Below are 15,337 nucleotides of genomic sequence, written 5' to 3'. Positions count from 1 at the left end.
CTTGGTAAGGTATCTCTTTACTCTTTCCTTGCTTTCTCTTTTTACCTCCTGCTCAGTCCTGATTAAAAAAACATATACAGATTACTCCAGTTCCGACTTCGAATGTTGGTCTGGAGCCGGCTATCGATCCTCGGAAAAATTCGAACAGTATCGTTCTCTCTGGAAAACGATGCGCGGAATTTACCGTGAAGAAAATCTTAGGATCAAAACCGCAAACGTCGTCTTTGTAGGAAATTCTTTGATTCAGTTGTTTCCGAGCGACTTGATGGGAAAGGAGTTTCCCGGATCCGTAAATCGCGGCATCGGCGGCGATCTTACCGAACTCCTTCTGGAAAGAATCGAAGAGGACGTATTCTTTTTAAATCCGAAGGCGATCGTTTTGGAAATCGGCGGTAACGATTTGATCCAAGGAAAGTGTTTGAACGTTATCGAATCAAACCTCGGAAAAATTTTAGAAAAAATCTATCAGTTCAACCCGAACCTAAAGGTAGTCGTTCTCGGAATTCCACCCGTGCGCACCCAAAGTATCAACACCGTTTCTCCCGTTATCAATCTAACCTGGATCTCGATCGCACAAGGTTATAAAAATGTGATTTTCTTAGACAATTGGCAATGGCTCCGAGAAAAAGAAAGACCGACTCTGAGACAGGAATTCTGGCTGGAAAAAGATAAGATTCATCTGAACGAAAACGCGTATAAGATCTGGGTTCAAAAATTAAAACCGATTCTCACTCCGTATCTACAATAGGTTCACCACCTTGCTCTTAATTCTTACTCAAAATCCGGAAGAAATTCGCAGAGAAATCCTATTGGGAATGGGAAGTTTTGTTTCCCTCGACTCCGAAGAAAGGTTTCTTCTTTCCTCCGCACCGATTCGAACAAACGGTTATTGGAGCTGTATCGAGTGGAAAATTTCTAAAAAGCTGGATGCAAAAGAACTATTCGATCTGCGGAAAAAAATTGCGGATAAGAATTCGGATCTTTTGCAGGTGGATCGTTTGCTCGATCCCAAAAAGAAAACTTTGTTCACGTTCGATATGGATTCCACTCTCATTCAAGAGGAAGTGATCGACGAACTCGCTAGGCTCGCAGGCGTTTACGACCAAGTCGCTTCGGTGACTCGAGAGGCGATGGAAGGAAACTTGGACTTTCACGAAGCGCTCAAAAAAAGATGTCTTCATCTCAGAGGACTTCCCGCTTCGATCTTCGAAGAATTGTATCCAAAGTTGAGTCTCAATCTGGGAGTGGAAAAACTTCTTTTCGGTCTCAAGGAAAAGGAAATTAGGACCGCGGTTTTTTCGGGGGGTTTTACGGACATTCTCGAAATGTTTCGACGCGAACACGGAATCGGGGAAGTCCGCGCAAACGTATTAGAAAGAGAGAATGGAGTTCTCACAGGATTTGTAACCGGCGAAATCGTAGACAAGGTCAAGAAGTTCGAATTCTTACAAGAGATCCGGGATCGTGAAAGAATTGATTCTTCCCAAGTTGTCGCAGTCGGAGACGGAGCCAATGACGCTCTGATGTTAAACGAAGCCGGAATCGGAATCGGTTTTCATGCTAAAGACGGTCTCAAAAAGTTGATCACGAATTGGGTCGACTGCGCTCCGATGGATGTTTTGTTATTTTTGTTTTCGTAATTTTTTCTGAAAGTCTTCGAGCGTTTTGAGCGCTTCGATCGGAGTCATCTCTTCCAGTTTCAATTTAAGAATCGATTCTTCCGTTTCGCAGCGAATATCCTTTTTTTCAGTTTCCGCAAATAACATCGGCTGCGCTTCTTGGATTCTAATTTCTTTCTTTTTAGATTCGAGTTCTATGAGAAGTTCCGCCGCGCGTTTGACGATCGGTTCCGGAACGCCCGCGATCTTTGCGACGTAAATCCCGAACGATTTTTTGGCTTTTCCAGCGCGAACCTTTCGTAAGAAAAGAACCTTATCGTCCTTCTCCAGAGTTTCCAGATAAAGATTGAAAATTCCGCTCAGACGGGAAAGTTCCGTGAGTTCGTGATAGTGGGTGGCAAAGATCGTTTTCGGTTTGATCGAAAGAGAGGAAAGATATTCCAAGATCGCCCAGGCGATGCTCATCCCGTCGTATGTGGAAGTTCCTCGACCGACTTCGTCAAAAAGAATCAAAGAATCTTCCGTGCAATGATTGAGGATATTCGCGGTTTCTTTCATCTCGACGTAGAATGTGGATTCTCCGGCCGTGAGGTTGTCTCCGGCTCCGATACGGGTGAAAAGTTTATCGACGATCGACAATCTCGCCGACTTCGCCGGAACAAATGTTCCCATCTGAAAAAGAATCTGATTGAGCGCGATTTGCCTCATAAAAGTCGATTTACCGGCCATGTTCGGACCCGTTAGGACGGCGATCGCTTTATCCTGAGTATCCAAATAGAGAGAATTCGGAGTAAATTCCTGACCGGGCGGAAGAGTCGCTTCCACAACCGGATGTTTGGAATCAACGAGTTCTAAAGTACGGTCTTCGGAAAGTTGAGGCCGTATCCAACCGAATTTATCCTTTGCAGTCAGAGTGGAAATCTGAAAGTCCAAATCCCCGATCTCCTCCGAAAGTTCCAAAAGAAAAGAAGAATACTTGAGAACTTCCTCCACCATTCCGTTGAATTCGGCTCTTTCGATTTCCTGAATGATCTCATCGGCTTCCAGAATGGTTCTTTCTATCTCTTCGAGTTTGAGAGTCGTAAAACGTTCGCTTCCCACTAACGTTTGTTTTTTAAGATAATCCTTTGGCGCCTGTTCGGCTTGAACTCTGGAAATTTCGATAAAATAGCCTACGATCTTATTATAACGAATCTTTAATGTGTTTAGACCGGTTCTTTTCTTTTCCTCGGTCTCCAATTCCAAGATCCAATCTTTTCCCTTTACGCCGGCCTCTCTGGCCTTATCCAGTTTTGCGGAGAATCCGGAACGTAAAAACGGGCCGTTTCCCAGAATTACCGGTAGGTCGTCGTTCGGATTCAGTTTGGAATCGATAAACTCTGCGATGGATTGCAATCTTTCCATCGGAATCAAAAACGGATAAGAGAGCGCTTCCAATTCTTTTTTGATTTTGATTCCTGTCCCGATCGAATTTAAGATCGTTCTAAAGTCTCGCGGATAGGCGTGATTTCCCCGGAATCGAGTGAGAATTCTTTCCAGATCTCCGATGTCTTTCAGAGCGGATACGAAAGGGGCAAGAACTGCCTTTAAAAGAATGTCCTGTTTTTCCCAACGGGAATAGAGTATGAGAGGGTCACATTCCGGGAATAAGATTCTTTGTTTGAGAAGCCGTTTTCCTTTTGCAGTATTACAAAAATTGAATATGGAATAGAGGGTATGATTTTTCTCTTTTTCGTTTTCGACAAGTTCTAGATTGAGAATGGTCTCGCGATCCATTTCTAAAAATTTTCCGGAACTCAAAATACGAGGTTCTCTTAAGACGAGTTTGTTGTCTCGATAGGTTTCCCGTATGTATTCGTTTAAATAGAGGGAAAGAATGTGGAACGGATCTTTTTCCGTAGTTTCGGATTGATCCGGCAAAAGAGTAAATTCAAGATTCTTAAAGTATTCAAGGTCCTTGAAAAAGGAAACTTCACCTTTGGGAACGCAGATTTCGGAAGGACGAAATTTTTCCAGTTCCGCGATCAGTCGTTCCAATCCCGTGATCGACGCCGAGGAATAAAACAATTCTCCAGTGGAAAAGTCGGCCATCGCAAAGTAGACGAGACTTTTTTTGAGATGTAAAACGGCGAGGTAGTTGTTCTGATAACCGGAAAGAAGATTCTCCTCGATCACGGTGCCGGGCGTTATGATTCGGACTACGTCTCGGGTCATAAGTTTGGAACTCGGGTCGTCCGATTTGGATTGTTCGCAGATCGCGATCTTCTTGCCAGCGCTCAAAAGTCTGGAAATATAATTGTCCTTTGAATGATACGGAATCCCGCACATGGGCACCGCATTTTGTCTTTTGGTAAGAGCAATGTCTAAGATCGAAGAGGCGACTTTCGCATCCTCCAAAAACATTTCGTAAAAATCCCCCATACGAAAAAATAGAATCGTATCCGGGAAATCCTTCTTGATTGCGAGAAACTGTTTCATCATCGGAGTGTTGAGAGCGTCTGCGAGGTCGCTCCAATATTCCGCGGAAGTTCCTGTGGTTTCTAAACTCATGAGACTGACTTTGTGTTCCTGATAAAATCGATTACTTTTTGCGCGTCCTTTTGACCCGGAGAAGATTCCACTCCGCTCGCGACGTCGACTCCGAAGGGTTTCACTTTTGCAATCGCAGAAGCCACGTTTTCCGGATTCAAACCTCCCGCGAGTAAAAACTTTCTTTTGATTCTGTAAACGAAGTCCCAGTTAAAACTTTCTCCGGTTCCTCCGCCGGCGCCCTTGGAATAACTGTCCAGGATCAAAAATTCACCGGGGATATTTTTTAAATCATCGTCTTCGATCGGTTCGCTGACGCGATACGAACAGATTTGATTTTGACCGAGAATCTCGTTTCGATTTGAGGAATCGATTTCGGGATCGTCCCAAACCCACTGGACGTAATCGTGAGGAACCGAGTTTCGAATCGTTCGAATGTCTTCCGGAGAATTTTTGTAAAAAAGTAAAACAACCTTTGGAGAATCATTTTGGTTCTGATAGAATTGTACGATGTTTCTTGCATTCGCTATGTCGATCTTTCTCGGACTGGACGGTGCGAAGTTGAGTCCAATAAAATCGGCGCCTTCTTCTTTGCAAATTTTTGCGATTTCAAGATCTCTGATTCCGCAGATCTTTACCCTTGTTTTTGGAATGAAATTAGGCTTCATAAATCTGTTTTTCCAGTTTGAGAGAGGGGTTTCTGTAGATCACGTACTTTAACGGTCGTCAGTTTCCGGGTAGAATTTACTTTCGGTTTCGATGGCCCTTTCTCATTCCTTCCCGATCGCAGACGGTAAAAAGATTCGTATTTTGATCTTGGGAAAAAAAGAACTCCCGAATCTATCTCTGGATCCGAATTCTCAGAGAACGGAAATTACGAATCGAACAGGATCGGACGAATCTTTCATCTATCTTTTGAATCAGGTTCACGGAGATACGATTCTCGATTCTTCCGAAATTCCGTCTTTTTCCTTTCCTACGGCGGACGCTTGTATCGGAGAAGAATCCAATCGGATTCTCTGCATCAAAACCGCAGATTGTATGCCGATCTTTTTTTGGTCTTCTCGAAGCGGTAAATACGCAGCGATTCATTCCGGTTGGAAAGGAACGTTAGCCGGAATTGCAGAGAAAACCGTTCTTCGGCATTTTTCCGAAGAGGAAAGAAGCGACGGTTCTCTTTTCGGTTTTTTGGGGCCTTGCGCAAGCGGGTTGCGTTACGAAGTGGGAGAGGACGTCGCGTCTTTGTTCCGTTCCGAATTGGAGGATTGTTTGAAACCTGCGGGCAACGACAAAAGTTTTTTGGATTTGGATACCTTTGTCCGTTATCGATTGGATAAGAATCGGATTCGAGTAAAACTCGAATCTTCAGGAATCTGCACGATGGAAAAAGATTCGGATTTCTTCAGTCATCGCAGGAAAGACGAGGGAAGAAATCTGAATCTGATTTGGAAGCAAGATTAGACTTTTGGAATTTTCTTAATCGCGGCGTTGATTTTTTCCAACACCTTTTCCCTTTTTACCGGCTTTGGAATGTAATCCATCGCGCCTTCGTCTACGAGATACTTGAGAACCGCAGGCGTGTTCTCCTCTGAAACGAGCACAATTCTCGGCAGAACTCCCTTTTCTTTAATCTCAAAGAACGTTGCAAATCCGTCCATTACGGGAAGATTTAGATCCAACGTGATCAAATCGACCAATCGATGTTGGTCGTAGAGTTTTACGAGTTCTTTTCCGTTTTCCGCGAATCCGATCACCTGGTATCCTTCCGATTCCAAAATCTGAGCCAATTGTTTGGCCTGAAATCTTGAATTTTCAGCAATCAATACCTGATAAGGTCTTCCGTTGGGAGCCACACCTGCTTTCATACATTAACCTCTTTTTAGAGAAAGGATTCGATTATCTGGCCGATTTCTTTCGTTCCAACGACCGTAGATCCGACTTCTGCGATGTCTCTCGTTCTTTTTCCGGTCGCGATCGTCTTGCGAACTGCGGTTTCAATTTTAGCCGCTTCCTCTTCCATGGAAAAAGAATACCGTAACATCAAGGCCGCGCTCAAAACTTGAGCGATCGGATTCGCTACGCCTTTTCCGGCGATATCCGGAGCCGAACCACCGGAGGGCTCGTACAATCCGAATCCGGATTCCGAAAGAGAAGCCGAAGGCAACATTCCGATGGAGCCGGTGATGATCGACGCCTCGTCCGAAAGAATGTCCCCGAACATGTTCTCACAAAGAATCACGTCGAATTGTTTCGGATTTACGATCAACTGCATCGCCGCATTGTCCACGTAAAGATGATTCAATTGGACGTCCGAAAATTCTTTCTTATGCAGATCGACGACAACTTCTTTCCAAAAAACGGAAGTCGTCAAGACGTTTGCCTTGTCGATGCTTGTCACTTTATTATTTCTTTTGCGAGCCGCTTGAAATGCTACTCTGGTAATTCTTTCGATTTCCCTTCTGGAATATTTCATCGTATCGTAAGCGAATTCTTCCTGTCCGGATCCTTCTCTTCCTTTCGGTTGTCCGAAGTAGATTCCCCCGGTCAATTCTCTTAAGATCAGAATGTCGAGTCCTTCGCCGATAATGTCCGCGCGAACCGGCGAGGCGTTTTTCAATTCGGGGTAAATGATCGCGGGTCTGAGATTGGCGAAAAGATCGAAGTGTTTGCGAAGCGGGAGAAGCGCTCCTCGTTCCGGTTGTTTTTCCGGTGGAAGGGTTTCCCATTTCGGTCCGCCCACGCTTCCAAAAAGAATCGCTTGCGATTCTTCGCAGAGTTTGAGGGTTTCCGGCGGAAGCGGATGTCCGGTTTTGTCGATTGCGATTCCGCCCACATAACCTTCTCTAAAGTTAAACTCGGAAGCTTTTGCGCCGAGGGCTTTTTTTAAAACGGAGAGTGCTACCTCCATTACTTCCGGACCGATTCCGTCTCCGGAAAGTACAGCTACGTTCTTCATTCTTTTTTGGATCCTTGTTAGTTTTGTTTGATTACGGATTCGAAGATATCCAGACCTTGATTGAGAAAGTCCGTGGAAATCGTAAGGGGTGGCATGATCCGGATCACGTTATCCGCCGTTGCATTGACAACTAGTCCCGCCTCCAACATCGTTTCTGCGACCGGTCTGGATGGAACCGCCAATTCTACTCCGATATGAAGTCCTTTTCCTCTTACGTCCCGAATCACCGGATACTTTCCTTTCATCTCGTTCAGTCTGGAAAACGCCACGTCCGAACAGACGTTTACGTTGTTTAAAATTTCCCGGGTTTGAATGATTCGAATTGTTTCATAGGCGATCGCAGCGGCGAGATGATTTCCTCCGAACGTGGAACCGTGGGATCCCAACGTGAAAAGGTCCTGATATTTTTCGCCCACGATCAAGGCGCCGATCGGAAAACCGGAGCCGAGTCCTTTCGCGAGAGTCATCGCGTCCGGGCTAAAACCCATAGTTTCAAAGGCGAATAACGTTCCCGTTCTTCCCATCCCGGTTTGGATTTCGTCAAAGATGAGTAACGCGTCGTTTTCCGCGGTCAATTCTCTGGAAAGAGTGAGAAAGTTTTTCGTCAAAGGAATGATTCCGCTTTCTCCGAGAATCGGTTCCACAAGAAGAGCTACGATTCTTCCCTGATATCTTTCGAAAGCGGATACGAGAGCTTCGTCGTTGTTCGGTTCGACGAACTCGATTCCTTTGAGAAGTTCTCCATAACCCTTCCGGATCTTATCCTGACCGGTCAAACTCATCCCGGAAACCGATCTTCCGTGAAAACTTTTGTCGAGGGAAAGAATGATCGGATCCACAATGTTTTTGGAATACGCGTATTTCCGCGCGAGTTTGAACGCGCCTTCGATCGCTTCGGTTCCGGAGTTCGTCAGAAATACCTTTCCCGGAAACGAATTGAGAATCAAAAGTTCAGCCAGGTTAGCCGCTTCCTCGGAGTAGAATAGATTGGAGGTATGAAAGAGTTTGTCCGCTTGGGAACGAACTACCTCGATGATGTCCGGATCCGCGTGCCCCAAATTTGTGACGGCCACTCCGGAATGAAAATCGATGTATTGTTTGTTGTCATAGTCGAATAAGAGTTCGTTGACCCCATAACGGAAGGCGACGTTGTATCTGGAATAGGTGTTGATCAAATAATGATCGGCCAATTCTTTTGTGTGTTGAAAAAGTTCCTTTTGAATTTCTGTGTCGTTCATGTAAGCCCCGCCAATTTTAAAAATATTTCCTCTGAGGCTTTGATCTCGGAAAGAAGCCCCGCAGTTAACGATCGAATTTCTTCCTTGGACTTGAGAGTCGTAAGACTTTGAAAGGAAGAATAGATCTTGATCTTAGGTTCGGTGCCGGAAGGTCGAATCGTGAGTTTCGCGTTGCCTTCGAGAATCACTTGAATAACGTCCGAAGAAGGACAACCCGTGAAAGCGGATTTGGAAGCGCTTCCCTTCGCAGTCTGCGTTTTGTAATCGAGAATACCGACGATCTTTCTCTGATGTATCTGTTTTCCCAAAAGGTCGCTTGTCCTTAGGGATTCCAAAGATTTCCGAATTTTTTCTTTGCCGACGCTTCCTTCCAAGGTTAGGGATTGCAGACTTTCTTGGAAGAGCCCGTAACGAAGATAGATCTCGTCCATATAAGCGAGTAGGTCTTTTTTTTCGGTAAGAATTTCGAGAAGAAGAAGCGCCGAAGAAAGAGAATCCTTATCCCTCACAAAAGAGACCGGAAGATAACCGAAGGATTCTTCTCCGCCGAATAAAAAGAAATCCGATTTACTTTTGTCGAGTTTCGCCATCACCTGCGCGATGAATTTAAAACCGGTGAGTACGTTTTTGTATTTCACTTTGTTTTTCTTAGCGATGACTTCCTGCAGATCCGTGGTTACGATCGTTTTGACAAGGACGGCCTTTTTTTTCTTTTTGGATGCCGCATAACGCTCGCAGAGATAAGCCGCCATGATCGAGCCGATCTGATTCCCGTTTAGAAGGACGTAATTCCCTTTTCCGTTTCGAACGCCGATTCCGAGACGATCGGCGTCGGGATCGGTGGCGATAAAGGCGTTCGCGTCTTTCAGGATCGCAAATTTCCGAGAAAGTTCCATCGCTTCGGGTTCTTCCGGGTTCGGAAATTTTACGGTGGGAAATTCCCCGTTCGGATCTTTTTGTTCTGGCACCAAGAACAGGTTTTTATAACCGAAACCGTTTAAAAGTTCCTTCATCGATTTTCCGCCCGTTCCGTGTAACGGTGAATAGACGACTTTCATAGAGGAACGATCTTTCGATTTTAGAATCGGAGATACGATTCCCGCTTTTGCGAGTTCCTTTTTGTAGGAGCTGAAACAATCCTTTCCTGCGGACTTTACGAACTTTTTGTAAAGAGCGTCTTTGGGAGAAAGAATGGGGATCTTTTTCCAATCGGAAACGGATTCGATTTGAGATATGATTTTTTTGTCGTCCGGAGGCACGAGTTGCCCGCCGTCCGCAAGATATGCTTTGAAACCGTTGTAATCCGGCGGGTTGTGAGAAGCTGTGATGACGACCCCGCCGCTCGCTTTGTAATAACGGATCGCATAGGAAAGAAGAGGAGTCGGAGTCACTTCCTTGAAAAGCACGACTTTCACGCCCAAAGAAGCGGCGATACCGGCGGTGACTTCCGCAAATTCCCGGGATCTTCTTCTGGAATCATACGCGATGACGATGGAAGCCTTCTTGTTCTTTTTGGCAAGATAACCGACAAAGCCGAGGGCCGCTCGACCGACCGTATATTCGTTCATCCTTCCGATTCCGTTTCCGAGACGACCGCGCATTCCACCGGTGCCGAACTCAAGTGGAACACAAAAGGCTTCGACATCTGGACCGGATTCTCCCTTGTTGAATTTTTCAAGAGCGGCCGACGCTTCTTTGCGAGCTTCTGTGGAGAATGGATCTTTAGTCCAGGAAAGGATCAAGGATTCAGCATGATTCATAGTTTTAGAAAGATTCCGACTGACTTTTTTAAGAGGATTAAATTCATAAAAATCGGGTTTCCCTGAGGTTCAACCCTAATTTTAGCCGATTCTAAAAGTATGGAATCTTACGAATTCAACCAAGACGAGAATCGAGAATTTTTGAGTCTGAGCAAGGCGCTCAAACTTGCTTCCCTTTCTTTTTTCAGTCTCTCCGGAGTCTCTTTCTTTTCGGCTTTTGTCTCAAACGATACGGGCAGGCTGATCCTCTTTCTTGTTCCTGGAATTTTATTTCTTCTCATAGGAATTTGGAGTTACAGCGCCGGAATTTCTTTCAAAAGAATTACCGAAACCAAGGGAGAGGATTTGGATTATTTAAGAATCGGGCTTCGCAGTTTAAAAATCCATTTTTGGATTCAGATTTCTTTCGGATTCTTTGCAATTCTATTTCTCCTGGGAGGAGCGATTCTTACTCTTGTATCCTAGATGGAACCGAGAGAATTTTGGATCGAAGAAAGACTCGAAAAATATAGAAAGACCTCTGGATGCAATTTAGGCGAGAGCGGGATTCGAAATCGTAATTTCGGGGATTTGCTTCGGAGCTTAGATATCGGGTTTGAAGAACTCGAGTCGATTTCTTTGGAAGACGCGTCCAACCGAGGCGGCGAAGAAATTAGGGAAGAAGTCGCTAAACTCTATCCAGGTTTAAACGCGGACCAAATTTTAATTACGACCGGAACCGGGGAAGCGCTCTACATCCTCTTTCATCTTCTTTGTAAAAAAGATTCTTCCGTCGCTTATTTTGAACCCGCGTTTCAAGCGTTGTATGAAATCCCGAAGATGGTAGGAGCGGAACTAAGACCCGTTTCTCTTTTGGCATCTTTGTTAACGAATCCGAATTCTTATTTATCCTCCGATTCGATCTTAGAATTGTTTTCGAAAAAAGCGGATCTTACGATCTTCAATCACCCTCAAAATCCGAGCGGGCTTTCTTTGGATGAAAAGGGTATTCAAACGATTCGAAAAGCCGCGTCAAAGCCGCAGGGCTGGATTCTTTTTGACGAACACTATCGATTTTTAGATTTTCAAAACTCCTTAAGTTGGAGCGGCGCTGCTCTGAACGAACGAACCGTTTCCACAGGATCGATCACGAAATGTTTCGGAGTTATGGGACTTCGAATCGGCTGGATGACCGGACCGAAAGATCTGATCGAAAAGGCGCGTTCCTTCAAAGACTATCTAACGCATACCGTTTCTCCGATCTCCGAATTTTTAACGCTTCAAATCTTAAAGAATCGAATTCGGCTTTCCGCTTCGATCAAAAAATCCATTTTAGAAAATATTCGATATTTTGAAAGTGTTTGGAAAGAACTTCCCGGAGTCGCGGGCTTTGTTTCTCCGGGAGGCGGTGTTGTTTCATTTCTGCCTCTTCAGGAAGGGATTTTCTCCTCCGCCTACGCGGATGCTTTGATCGAACAGTGCGACGTATTTGTACTTCCCGGGAAAGATTTTGAAACGGAAGGTTGGATCCGAATCGGTTTCGGAGAAGACGTTGAGCGATTTAAGGCGGGAATCGACCGTTGGAAAAAACTGCGTTTGTAGGAGCTCATACGACTGTATTCGATCCTACCTCTCTTCCTCGCGAAATCTGAAGGAGAACGGCTCAAACTTTTTTTGAAACCGCAGTCGAACGATAAAAAATGGGTTTTAAGCGGATTTTAAAATGGAAGAATTCGGTTTTAGGAATATTCTGTTTTCATAAAGGATACAGGATGCGGATTCGTCCTTTGCCGGTTTAACCGAAGGAAAAAAACGATTTCTGGAGGGCTGAGTTGAACATCTCTTTTGCGGAATTTTTCAGTAAAACTTTGCCCGTCTTAGCGGTATCGACATCGAAAAAACTCTGTTAGCTTCTGCAAAATAAAAAAGAATCTGATTTTGTATGAGAAATCGGTAAGATGCAAAATATGCGTTCGCCGCCGGAGCTCCCACTCGGAATAAAAATGGACGAACCTTCAGGCTGTCACGAACCTTAGGAAATTTATTTCATCTTACGGGTTTGTGTCGAACGAGCTTAGAGAAAACCTTAGAGGGCCGATCCATTCGAAATCATAAGAGCGTTTGCCGATCTCGAATGTCTAAGAATATAAGGTTCTTTCCAAAAGCTGGGACAGAACCTTGCAGCTAGATCTTTCCGACAAAATAAAATAAGGTTTTGGGACGCGCCGTAAGTTATCTATAATATTCTAATCTAAAAGCGGCGAAAGACCCGGTTTGAAAGTTGCATCGGATGGTAGGTGAAGATCGCTCTTTGAAAGAATCTTGCGTGCATGTGTTGGCCGATCAGAGAGAATTGTTTCCCTCCTGCCTGTATAAAATCCGAAACCAAGGGTTCGAATTCTTCCAGCTGGATTCGAAAACGAACCTCCTTCTGAAAAATTCTAAAAATCTGTTCCTTAGAGGAGCTCTTCCACTGAAACGGATCGGGAAGGAGGTTTCGTTCCTTTAACCAGAGCGGAAGATTTTTGCGCTCCAGCTTAGAAGGAAGAAACGTTCCGATGTAGTAGGATTCAGGATGTTCCAGATCCACGTTCTTATCTGAAGTTTCCCTGAGATAACCCAACGCGTAGACGTCGCAGAAGCCGAGTTCGGGAGAATAAGATTCTTCATAGAATTCCTGTTTGGAAAAGGAAGCGGCTCTGGCTGCGACAAAACGAACTTTGATTTTCTTTCTAGTTCCGAACGGAATCCAGGAAACGGGAAGTTTTTCCTTCCATTCCTCCCAAGGAAAAAATTCCTCCCATCGGATACAAGAATGTAAATAAAGACGATATGGATTGGGAGAAGCAGCGCTGAGCAGATCCGGCTCTGTGGCTCCTAACGTAAAACCCGGTTCCTCTCTGGAAAAAAGTTTTTTCCACGGTTTCTGGCCGAAAAAACGCAACAGGTTCCGAAGAGATTTCCAAATTAAAAATCTACTTCGGTTGGAAAATCCGGAACGAAGCCTTTCGGTGATCTCGATTTTTTGCTTTCCGCCTGCAAAGGTTTCACTTTTGATTTCAACGTCGGTTTGAATTCGATGCGGGATTCCGTTTTCTTGGAAAAGACGAGTTTGATCCAAAAAATTTCCCGTATCCTTCGGATTTACGATCTGTTCCCTTTGGTATTCTTCGCTTAGAATCGGTTGCAGTCTGCGTTGAATAAGGACATTTTTACTTTGGAAAAAGGGAAGGAGGTTTACGTTCCAGATTCGATCGATCCAGAGTTGAAGTTTTGTAAAGGCGAGGCGGAACATGAGTTCGGAGGTTGCTTTGCAAAGATTTTGTAAGGCTCCGAGATTCTCCACCCAAAAAGAAAAAAGTCGTTCAAAATCCGCCTTAAACGCCAGAAAATCGGCGGAAAGGTTGACAGAGAAAGGCGCCAATCGATTATGTCCTTACTATGGCCAGAAGATGTGAAGTAACCGGGAAGGGCACTGCCTCAGGAAACAACGTTTCCCATTCCCACATTAAGACAAGAAGAACCTGGAAGGTGAATCTTATCAAAAAAAGAATCTTTTTGGAAGACGAGAACCGTTGGGTTACAGTTCGTCTTTCTACCAGAGCGCTTCGCACTCTGAGAAAAAAAGGAATTAAGGCCGCCATCAAAGACAACGGCGGATCCTTGGGCGTGCTTGCTCCGAAAAAATACGCAGGAATCCAGAAGTCGGCTCCGAAAACGGCCTGATTCTTCCTTTCTCAAGTGGTTTTCCCGAGTCTTTTCTCTTTTAAGAAAAGAATTCGGGGAAGTCGCCACTCCTCTTCACTTCCAAAAAGACTATGAACTCGCGATCGCTGTGATTCTCAGTGCACAGTGCACGGATGAACGCGTAAACCAAGTCACTCCCGCTCTTTTTAAAACCTTTCCGACCTTAGAATCGTTTGCGAACGCAGATATTCTTGAAATCGAAAAGCTGATCTTCTCCACGGGCTTTTATCACAATAAAGCCAAGTCGATTCAGGGTTTTGCTCGGAAATTGTTAAACGACTTCCAGGGAAAGATTCCGAATACGATAGCTGAGTTGATCACACTTCCGGGTTTTGGAAGAAAGACGGCAAACGTCGTTTTATCCGAGGTGCACGGTCTTGTGGAAGGAATCGTGGTCGATACACACGTAAATCGAATCGCGAAAGTTTTGGGACTGACCGAAAAGAGCGATCCCGTCCAGGTTGAAAAAGACCTTATGAATCTTCTTCCCAAAAAATATTGGAGAGATATTTCCTTGTATTTGATTTTTTTAGGAAGAAAAAGTTGTAAGGCCCATCGAAAATTTTGTGAAGAATGTATTCTAAAAAAAGAATGTCCCTCGTCCTCGTTTGTCAACGGAGCTTAGAAGAGTATGGAAGTATTTATCGATCAAAAATTGGAAGGAATGGAACTCGCGACCCAGCATATCGTAATGTCCCGGGATCTCAATCAACACGGATTTCTTTTCGGCGGACAGATGCTCGCGTGGATCGACGAAGGATGTGCGATGTTCGTTATGGAAAAGATCCGATATTCGAACATAGTTACGGTAAGTATGGCGGACGTCGTTTTCAAAAGTCCGGGACTTCTCGGAGATATCATTCAGATCTTTTCCAAGATCGATAAGGTGGGAAACAGTTCGATCACGATCCGAAACACTTCTATCGGAAAAAGCCAGAGTCGAAAAGAATTAAAAGAGATCATCGATTGTAAGATCACCTACGTCTGCTTAGACGAAACAGGAAGACCGTTTCCGTATTTTCGGGATCATTTCGAACTTCAGGAATTGAAGTAGTCGTTTGTATGGCTTCCCGATTTCCTGTTTCCGTTGAAAAAGAACAAAAACTTTTAGAACTCATGGAAACTCTTCGGATCAAAGAAACGGATCTGGAGGAGAGTTTTACGAGGAGCGGTGGAAAGGGCGGACAAAACGTAAACAAGGTTTCCACCGCAGTTCATCTCAAACACAAGCCGAGTGGAATCGAAGTCAAATGTTCCCTTTACAGAACTCAAGGACTCAATCGTTATAAAGCGAGAGCGATTCTTTGTGAAAAAATCTTAGAACAAAAACAAAAGTCGAATTCCTCGATTTCGGAAGTTCAAAGAAAAGCGGTCCGCAACAAACGAAAGGACGCGAAAAGAAAGAAAGAAAAATATTCCCGGAAAGGACAAAATTCTCCTTCCATCGTTTCCGATCCGGAAGAATCTTTTGAAGAAGCGATCCCCGATGAAACTTCCGATTAAAACTCT

16 protein-coding genes are annotated in these 15,337 nt (G+C 44.6%); 9 read left to right on the top strand and 7 right to left on the bottom strand.

The annotated features are described in order from the left end of the window. Window position 1: 1 nt before the first annotated feature. Window positions 2–748 (top strand): GDSL-type esterase/lipase family protein, encoded by a 747-nt coding sequence (locus tag CH376_RS01120; RefSeq protein ID WP_100783791.1) that lies wholly within the window; start codon window positions 2–4, stop codon window positions 746–748. A 10-nt stretch (window positions 749–758) separates the two neighbouring features. Continuing rightward, complete coding sequence (serB, locus tag CH376_RS01115) at window positions 759–1,640, top strand: phosphoserine phosphatase SerB (RefSeq protein WP_100783790.1); 882 nt, start codon at window positions 759–761, stop codon at window positions 1,638–1,640. Here the strand turns inward: serB and mutS are convergent. Beyond that, window positions 1,623–4,169, bottom strand: coding sequence for a DNA mismatch repair protein MutS (gene mutS / locus CH376_RS01110; RefSeq protein WP_100783789.1), 2,547 nt, complete (start codon window positions 4,167–4,169; stop codon window positions 1,623–1,625). The two genes, serB and mutS, sit on opposite strands and share 18 nt — an antisense overlap. Further along, on the bottom strand, window positions 4,166–4,816 hold the full coding sequence (locus CH376_RS01105; RefSeq protein WP_100783788.1) for a phosphoribosylanthranilate isomerase: 651 nt from the start codon (window positions 4,814–4,816) through the stop codon (window positions 4,166–4,168). The genes mutS and CH376_RS01105 overlap by 4 nt, the downstream gene beginning before the upstream one ends. Before the next feature lie 91 nt (window positions 4,817–4,907). On the opposite strand from CH376_RS01105, the gene CH376_RS01100 reads away from it, so the two are divergent. After that, on the top strand, window positions 4,908–5,609 hold the full coding sequence (locus CH376_RS01100) for a purine nucleoside phosphorylase YfiH/LACC1 family protein (protein WP_100783787.1): 702 nt from the start codon (window positions 4,908–4,910) through the stop codon (window positions 5,607–5,609). On the opposite strand, the gene CH376_RS01095 is transcribed toward CH376_RS01100, so the two are convergent. The 4 genes from CH376_RS01095 to CH376_RS01080 are packed head-to-tail and all read right to left on the bottom strand — an operon-like array spanning window position 5,606 to window position 10,102. Then, window positions 5,606–6,013, bottom strand: a complete 408-nt coding sequence (locus tag CH376_RS01095; protein WP_100783786.1) for a response regulator — start codon at window positions 6,011–6,013, stop codon at window positions 5,606–5,608. The two genes, CH376_RS01100 and CH376_RS01095, sit on opposite strands and share 4 nt — an antisense overlap. 14 nt (window positions 6,014–6,027) lie before the next feature. Beyond that, window positions 6,028–7,104, bottom strand: a complete 1,077-nt coding sequence (gene leuB, locus CH376_RS01090) for a 3-isopropylmalate dehydrogenase (protein ID WP_100783785.1) — start codon at window positions 7,102–7,104, stop codon at window positions 6,028–6,030. Window positions 7,105–7,121: 17 nt separating this feature from the next. Then, window positions 7,122–8,342, bottom strand: a complete 1,221-nt coding sequence (locus CH376_RS01085) for an aspartate aminotransferase family protein (RefSeq protein WP_100783784.1) — start codon at window positions 8,340–8,342, stop codon at window positions 7,122–7,124. Then, complete coding sequence (locus tag CH376_RS01080; RefSeq protein WP_100783783.1) at window positions 8,339–10,102, bottom strand: phospho-sugar mutase; 1,764 nt, start codon at window positions 10,100–10,102, stop codon at window positions 8,339–8,341. The genes CH376_RS01085 and CH376_RS01080 overlap by 4 nt, the downstream gene beginning before the upstream one ends. Window positions 10,103–10,201: 99 nt before the next feature. Between CH376_RS01080 and CH376_RS01075 the strand changes: the two genes are divergently transcribed. Both CH376_RS01075 and CH376_RS01070 read left to right on the top strand, forming a co-directional pair. Further along, a complete protein-coding gene (locus CH376_RS01075; RefSeq protein ID WP_100783782.1) occupies window positions 10,202–10,567 on the top strand; it encodes a hypothetical protein in 366 nt (121 codons plus the stop codon). Then, a complete protein-coding gene (locus CH376_RS01070; RefSeq protein ID WP_100783781.1) occupies window positions 10,568–11,683 on the top strand; it encodes a pyridoxal phosphate-dependent aminotransferase in 1,116 nt (371 codons plus the stop codon). It abuts the gene before it with no gap. A gap of 649 nt (window positions 11,684–12,332) precedes the next feature. On the opposite strand, the gene CH376_RS01065 is transcribed toward CH376_RS01070, so the two are convergent. Continuing rightward, window positions 12,333–13,376: a hypothetical protein gene (locus CH376_RS01065; protein ID WP_100783780.1), complete on the bottom strand. Its 1,044-nt coding sequence runs from the start codon at window positions 13,374–13,376 to the stop codon at window positions 12,333–12,335. Window positions 13,377–13,522: 146 nt separating this feature from the next. On the opposite strand from CH376_RS01065, the gene rpmB reads away from it, so the two are divergent. From rpmB to CH376_RS01045, 4 genes are read left to right on the top strand one after another with little or no spacing between them, the layout of a single operon-like run. Beyond that, window positions 13,523–13,807, top strand: coding sequence for a 50S ribosomal protein L28 (gene rpmB, locus CH376_RS01060; protein WP_069607250.1), 285 nt, complete (start codon window positions 13,523–13,525; stop codon window positions 13,805–13,807). Then, window positions 13,755–14,453, top strand: coding sequence for an endonuclease III (nth, locus tag CH376_RS01055; RefSeq protein WP_100783779.1), 699 nt, complete (start codon window positions 13,755–13,757; stop codon window positions 14,451–14,453). The genes rpmB and nth overlap by 53 nt, the downstream gene beginning before the upstream one ends. Before the next feature lie 6 nt (window positions 14,454–14,459). Next, window positions 14,460–14,882, top strand: a complete 423-nt coding sequence (locus CH376_RS01050; RefSeq protein ID WP_100783778.1) for an acyl-CoA thioesterase — start codon at window positions 14,460–14,462, stop codon at window positions 14,880–14,882. An 8-nt stretch (window positions 14,883–14,890) separates the two neighbouring features. Next, window positions 14,891–15,331: a peptide chain release factor family protein gene (locus CH376_RS01045; protein ID WP_100783777.1), complete on the top strand. Its 441-nt coding sequence runs from the start codon at window positions 14,891–14,893 to the stop codon at window positions 15,329–15,331. Window positions 15,332–15,337: the final 6 nt, after the last annotated feature.

The sequence above is a fragment of the Leptospira adleri genome, from assembly GCF_002811985.1.
Taxonomy (GTDB): Bacteria; Spirochaetota; Leptospiria; order Leptospirales; family Leptospiraceae; genus Leptospira; species Leptospira adleri.
This window is presented reverse-complemented; position numbering and strand designations above follow the sequence as displayed.

What these genes read in the sequence shown, in the direction of transcription:
- rpmB (WP_069607250.1), top strand. Translation starts at nt 13,523, where the DNA reads ATGGCCAGAAGATGTGAAGTAACCGGGAAGGGCACTGCCTCAGGAAAC.
- CH376_RS01080 (WP_100783783.1), bottom strand. Translation starts at nt 10,102, where the DNA reads ATGAATCATGCTGAATCCTTGATCCTTTCCTGGACTAAAGATCCATTC.
- CH376_RS01100 (WP_100783787.1), top strand. Translation starts at nt 4,908, where the DNA reads ATGGCCCTTTCTCATTCCTTCCCGATCGCAGACGGTAAAAAGATTCGT.
- leuB (WP_100783785.1), bottom strand. Translation starts at nt 7,104, where the DNA reads ATGAAGAACGTAGCTGTACTTTCCGGAGACGGAATCGGTCCGGAAGTA.
- CH376_RS01085 (WP_100783784.1), bottom strand. Translation starts at nt 8,342, where the DNA reads ATGAACGACACAGAAATTCAAAAGGAACTTTTTCAACACACAAAAGAA.
- CH376_RS01045 (WP_100783777.1), top strand. Translation starts at nt 14,891, where the DNA reads ATGGCTTCCCGATTTCCTGTTTCCGTTGAAAAAGAACAAAAACTTTTA.
- CH376_RS01070 (WP_100783781.1), top strand. Translation starts at nt 10,568, where the DNA reads ATGGAACCGAGAGAATTTTGGATCGAAGAAAGACTCGAAAAATATAGA.
- CH376_RS01050 (WP_100783778.1), top strand. Translation starts at nt 14,460, where the DNA reads ATGGAAGTATTTATCGATCAAAAATTGGAAGGAATGGAACTCGCGACC.
- CH376_RS01095 (WP_100783786.1), bottom strand. Translation starts at nt 6,013, where the DNA reads ATGAAAGCAGGTGTGGCTCCCAACGGAAGACCTTATCAGGTATTGATT.
- mutS (WP_100783789.1), bottom strand. Translation starts at nt 4,169, where the DNA reads ATGAGTTTAGAAACCACAGGAACTTCCGCGGAATATTGGAGCGACCTC.
- CH376_RS01105 (WP_100783788.1), bottom strand. Translation starts at nt 4,816, where the DNA reads ATGAAGCCTAATTTCATTCCAAAAACAAGGGTAAAGATCTGCGGAATC.
- CH376_RS01065 (WP_100783780.1), bottom strand. Translation starts at nt 13,376, where the DNA reads ATGTTCCGCCTCGCCTTTACAAAACTTCAACTCTGGATCGATCGAATC.
- CH376_RS01075 (WP_100783782.1), top strand. Translation starts at nt 10,202, where the DNA reads ATGGAATCTTACGAATTCAACCAAGACGAGAATCGAGAATTTTTGAGT.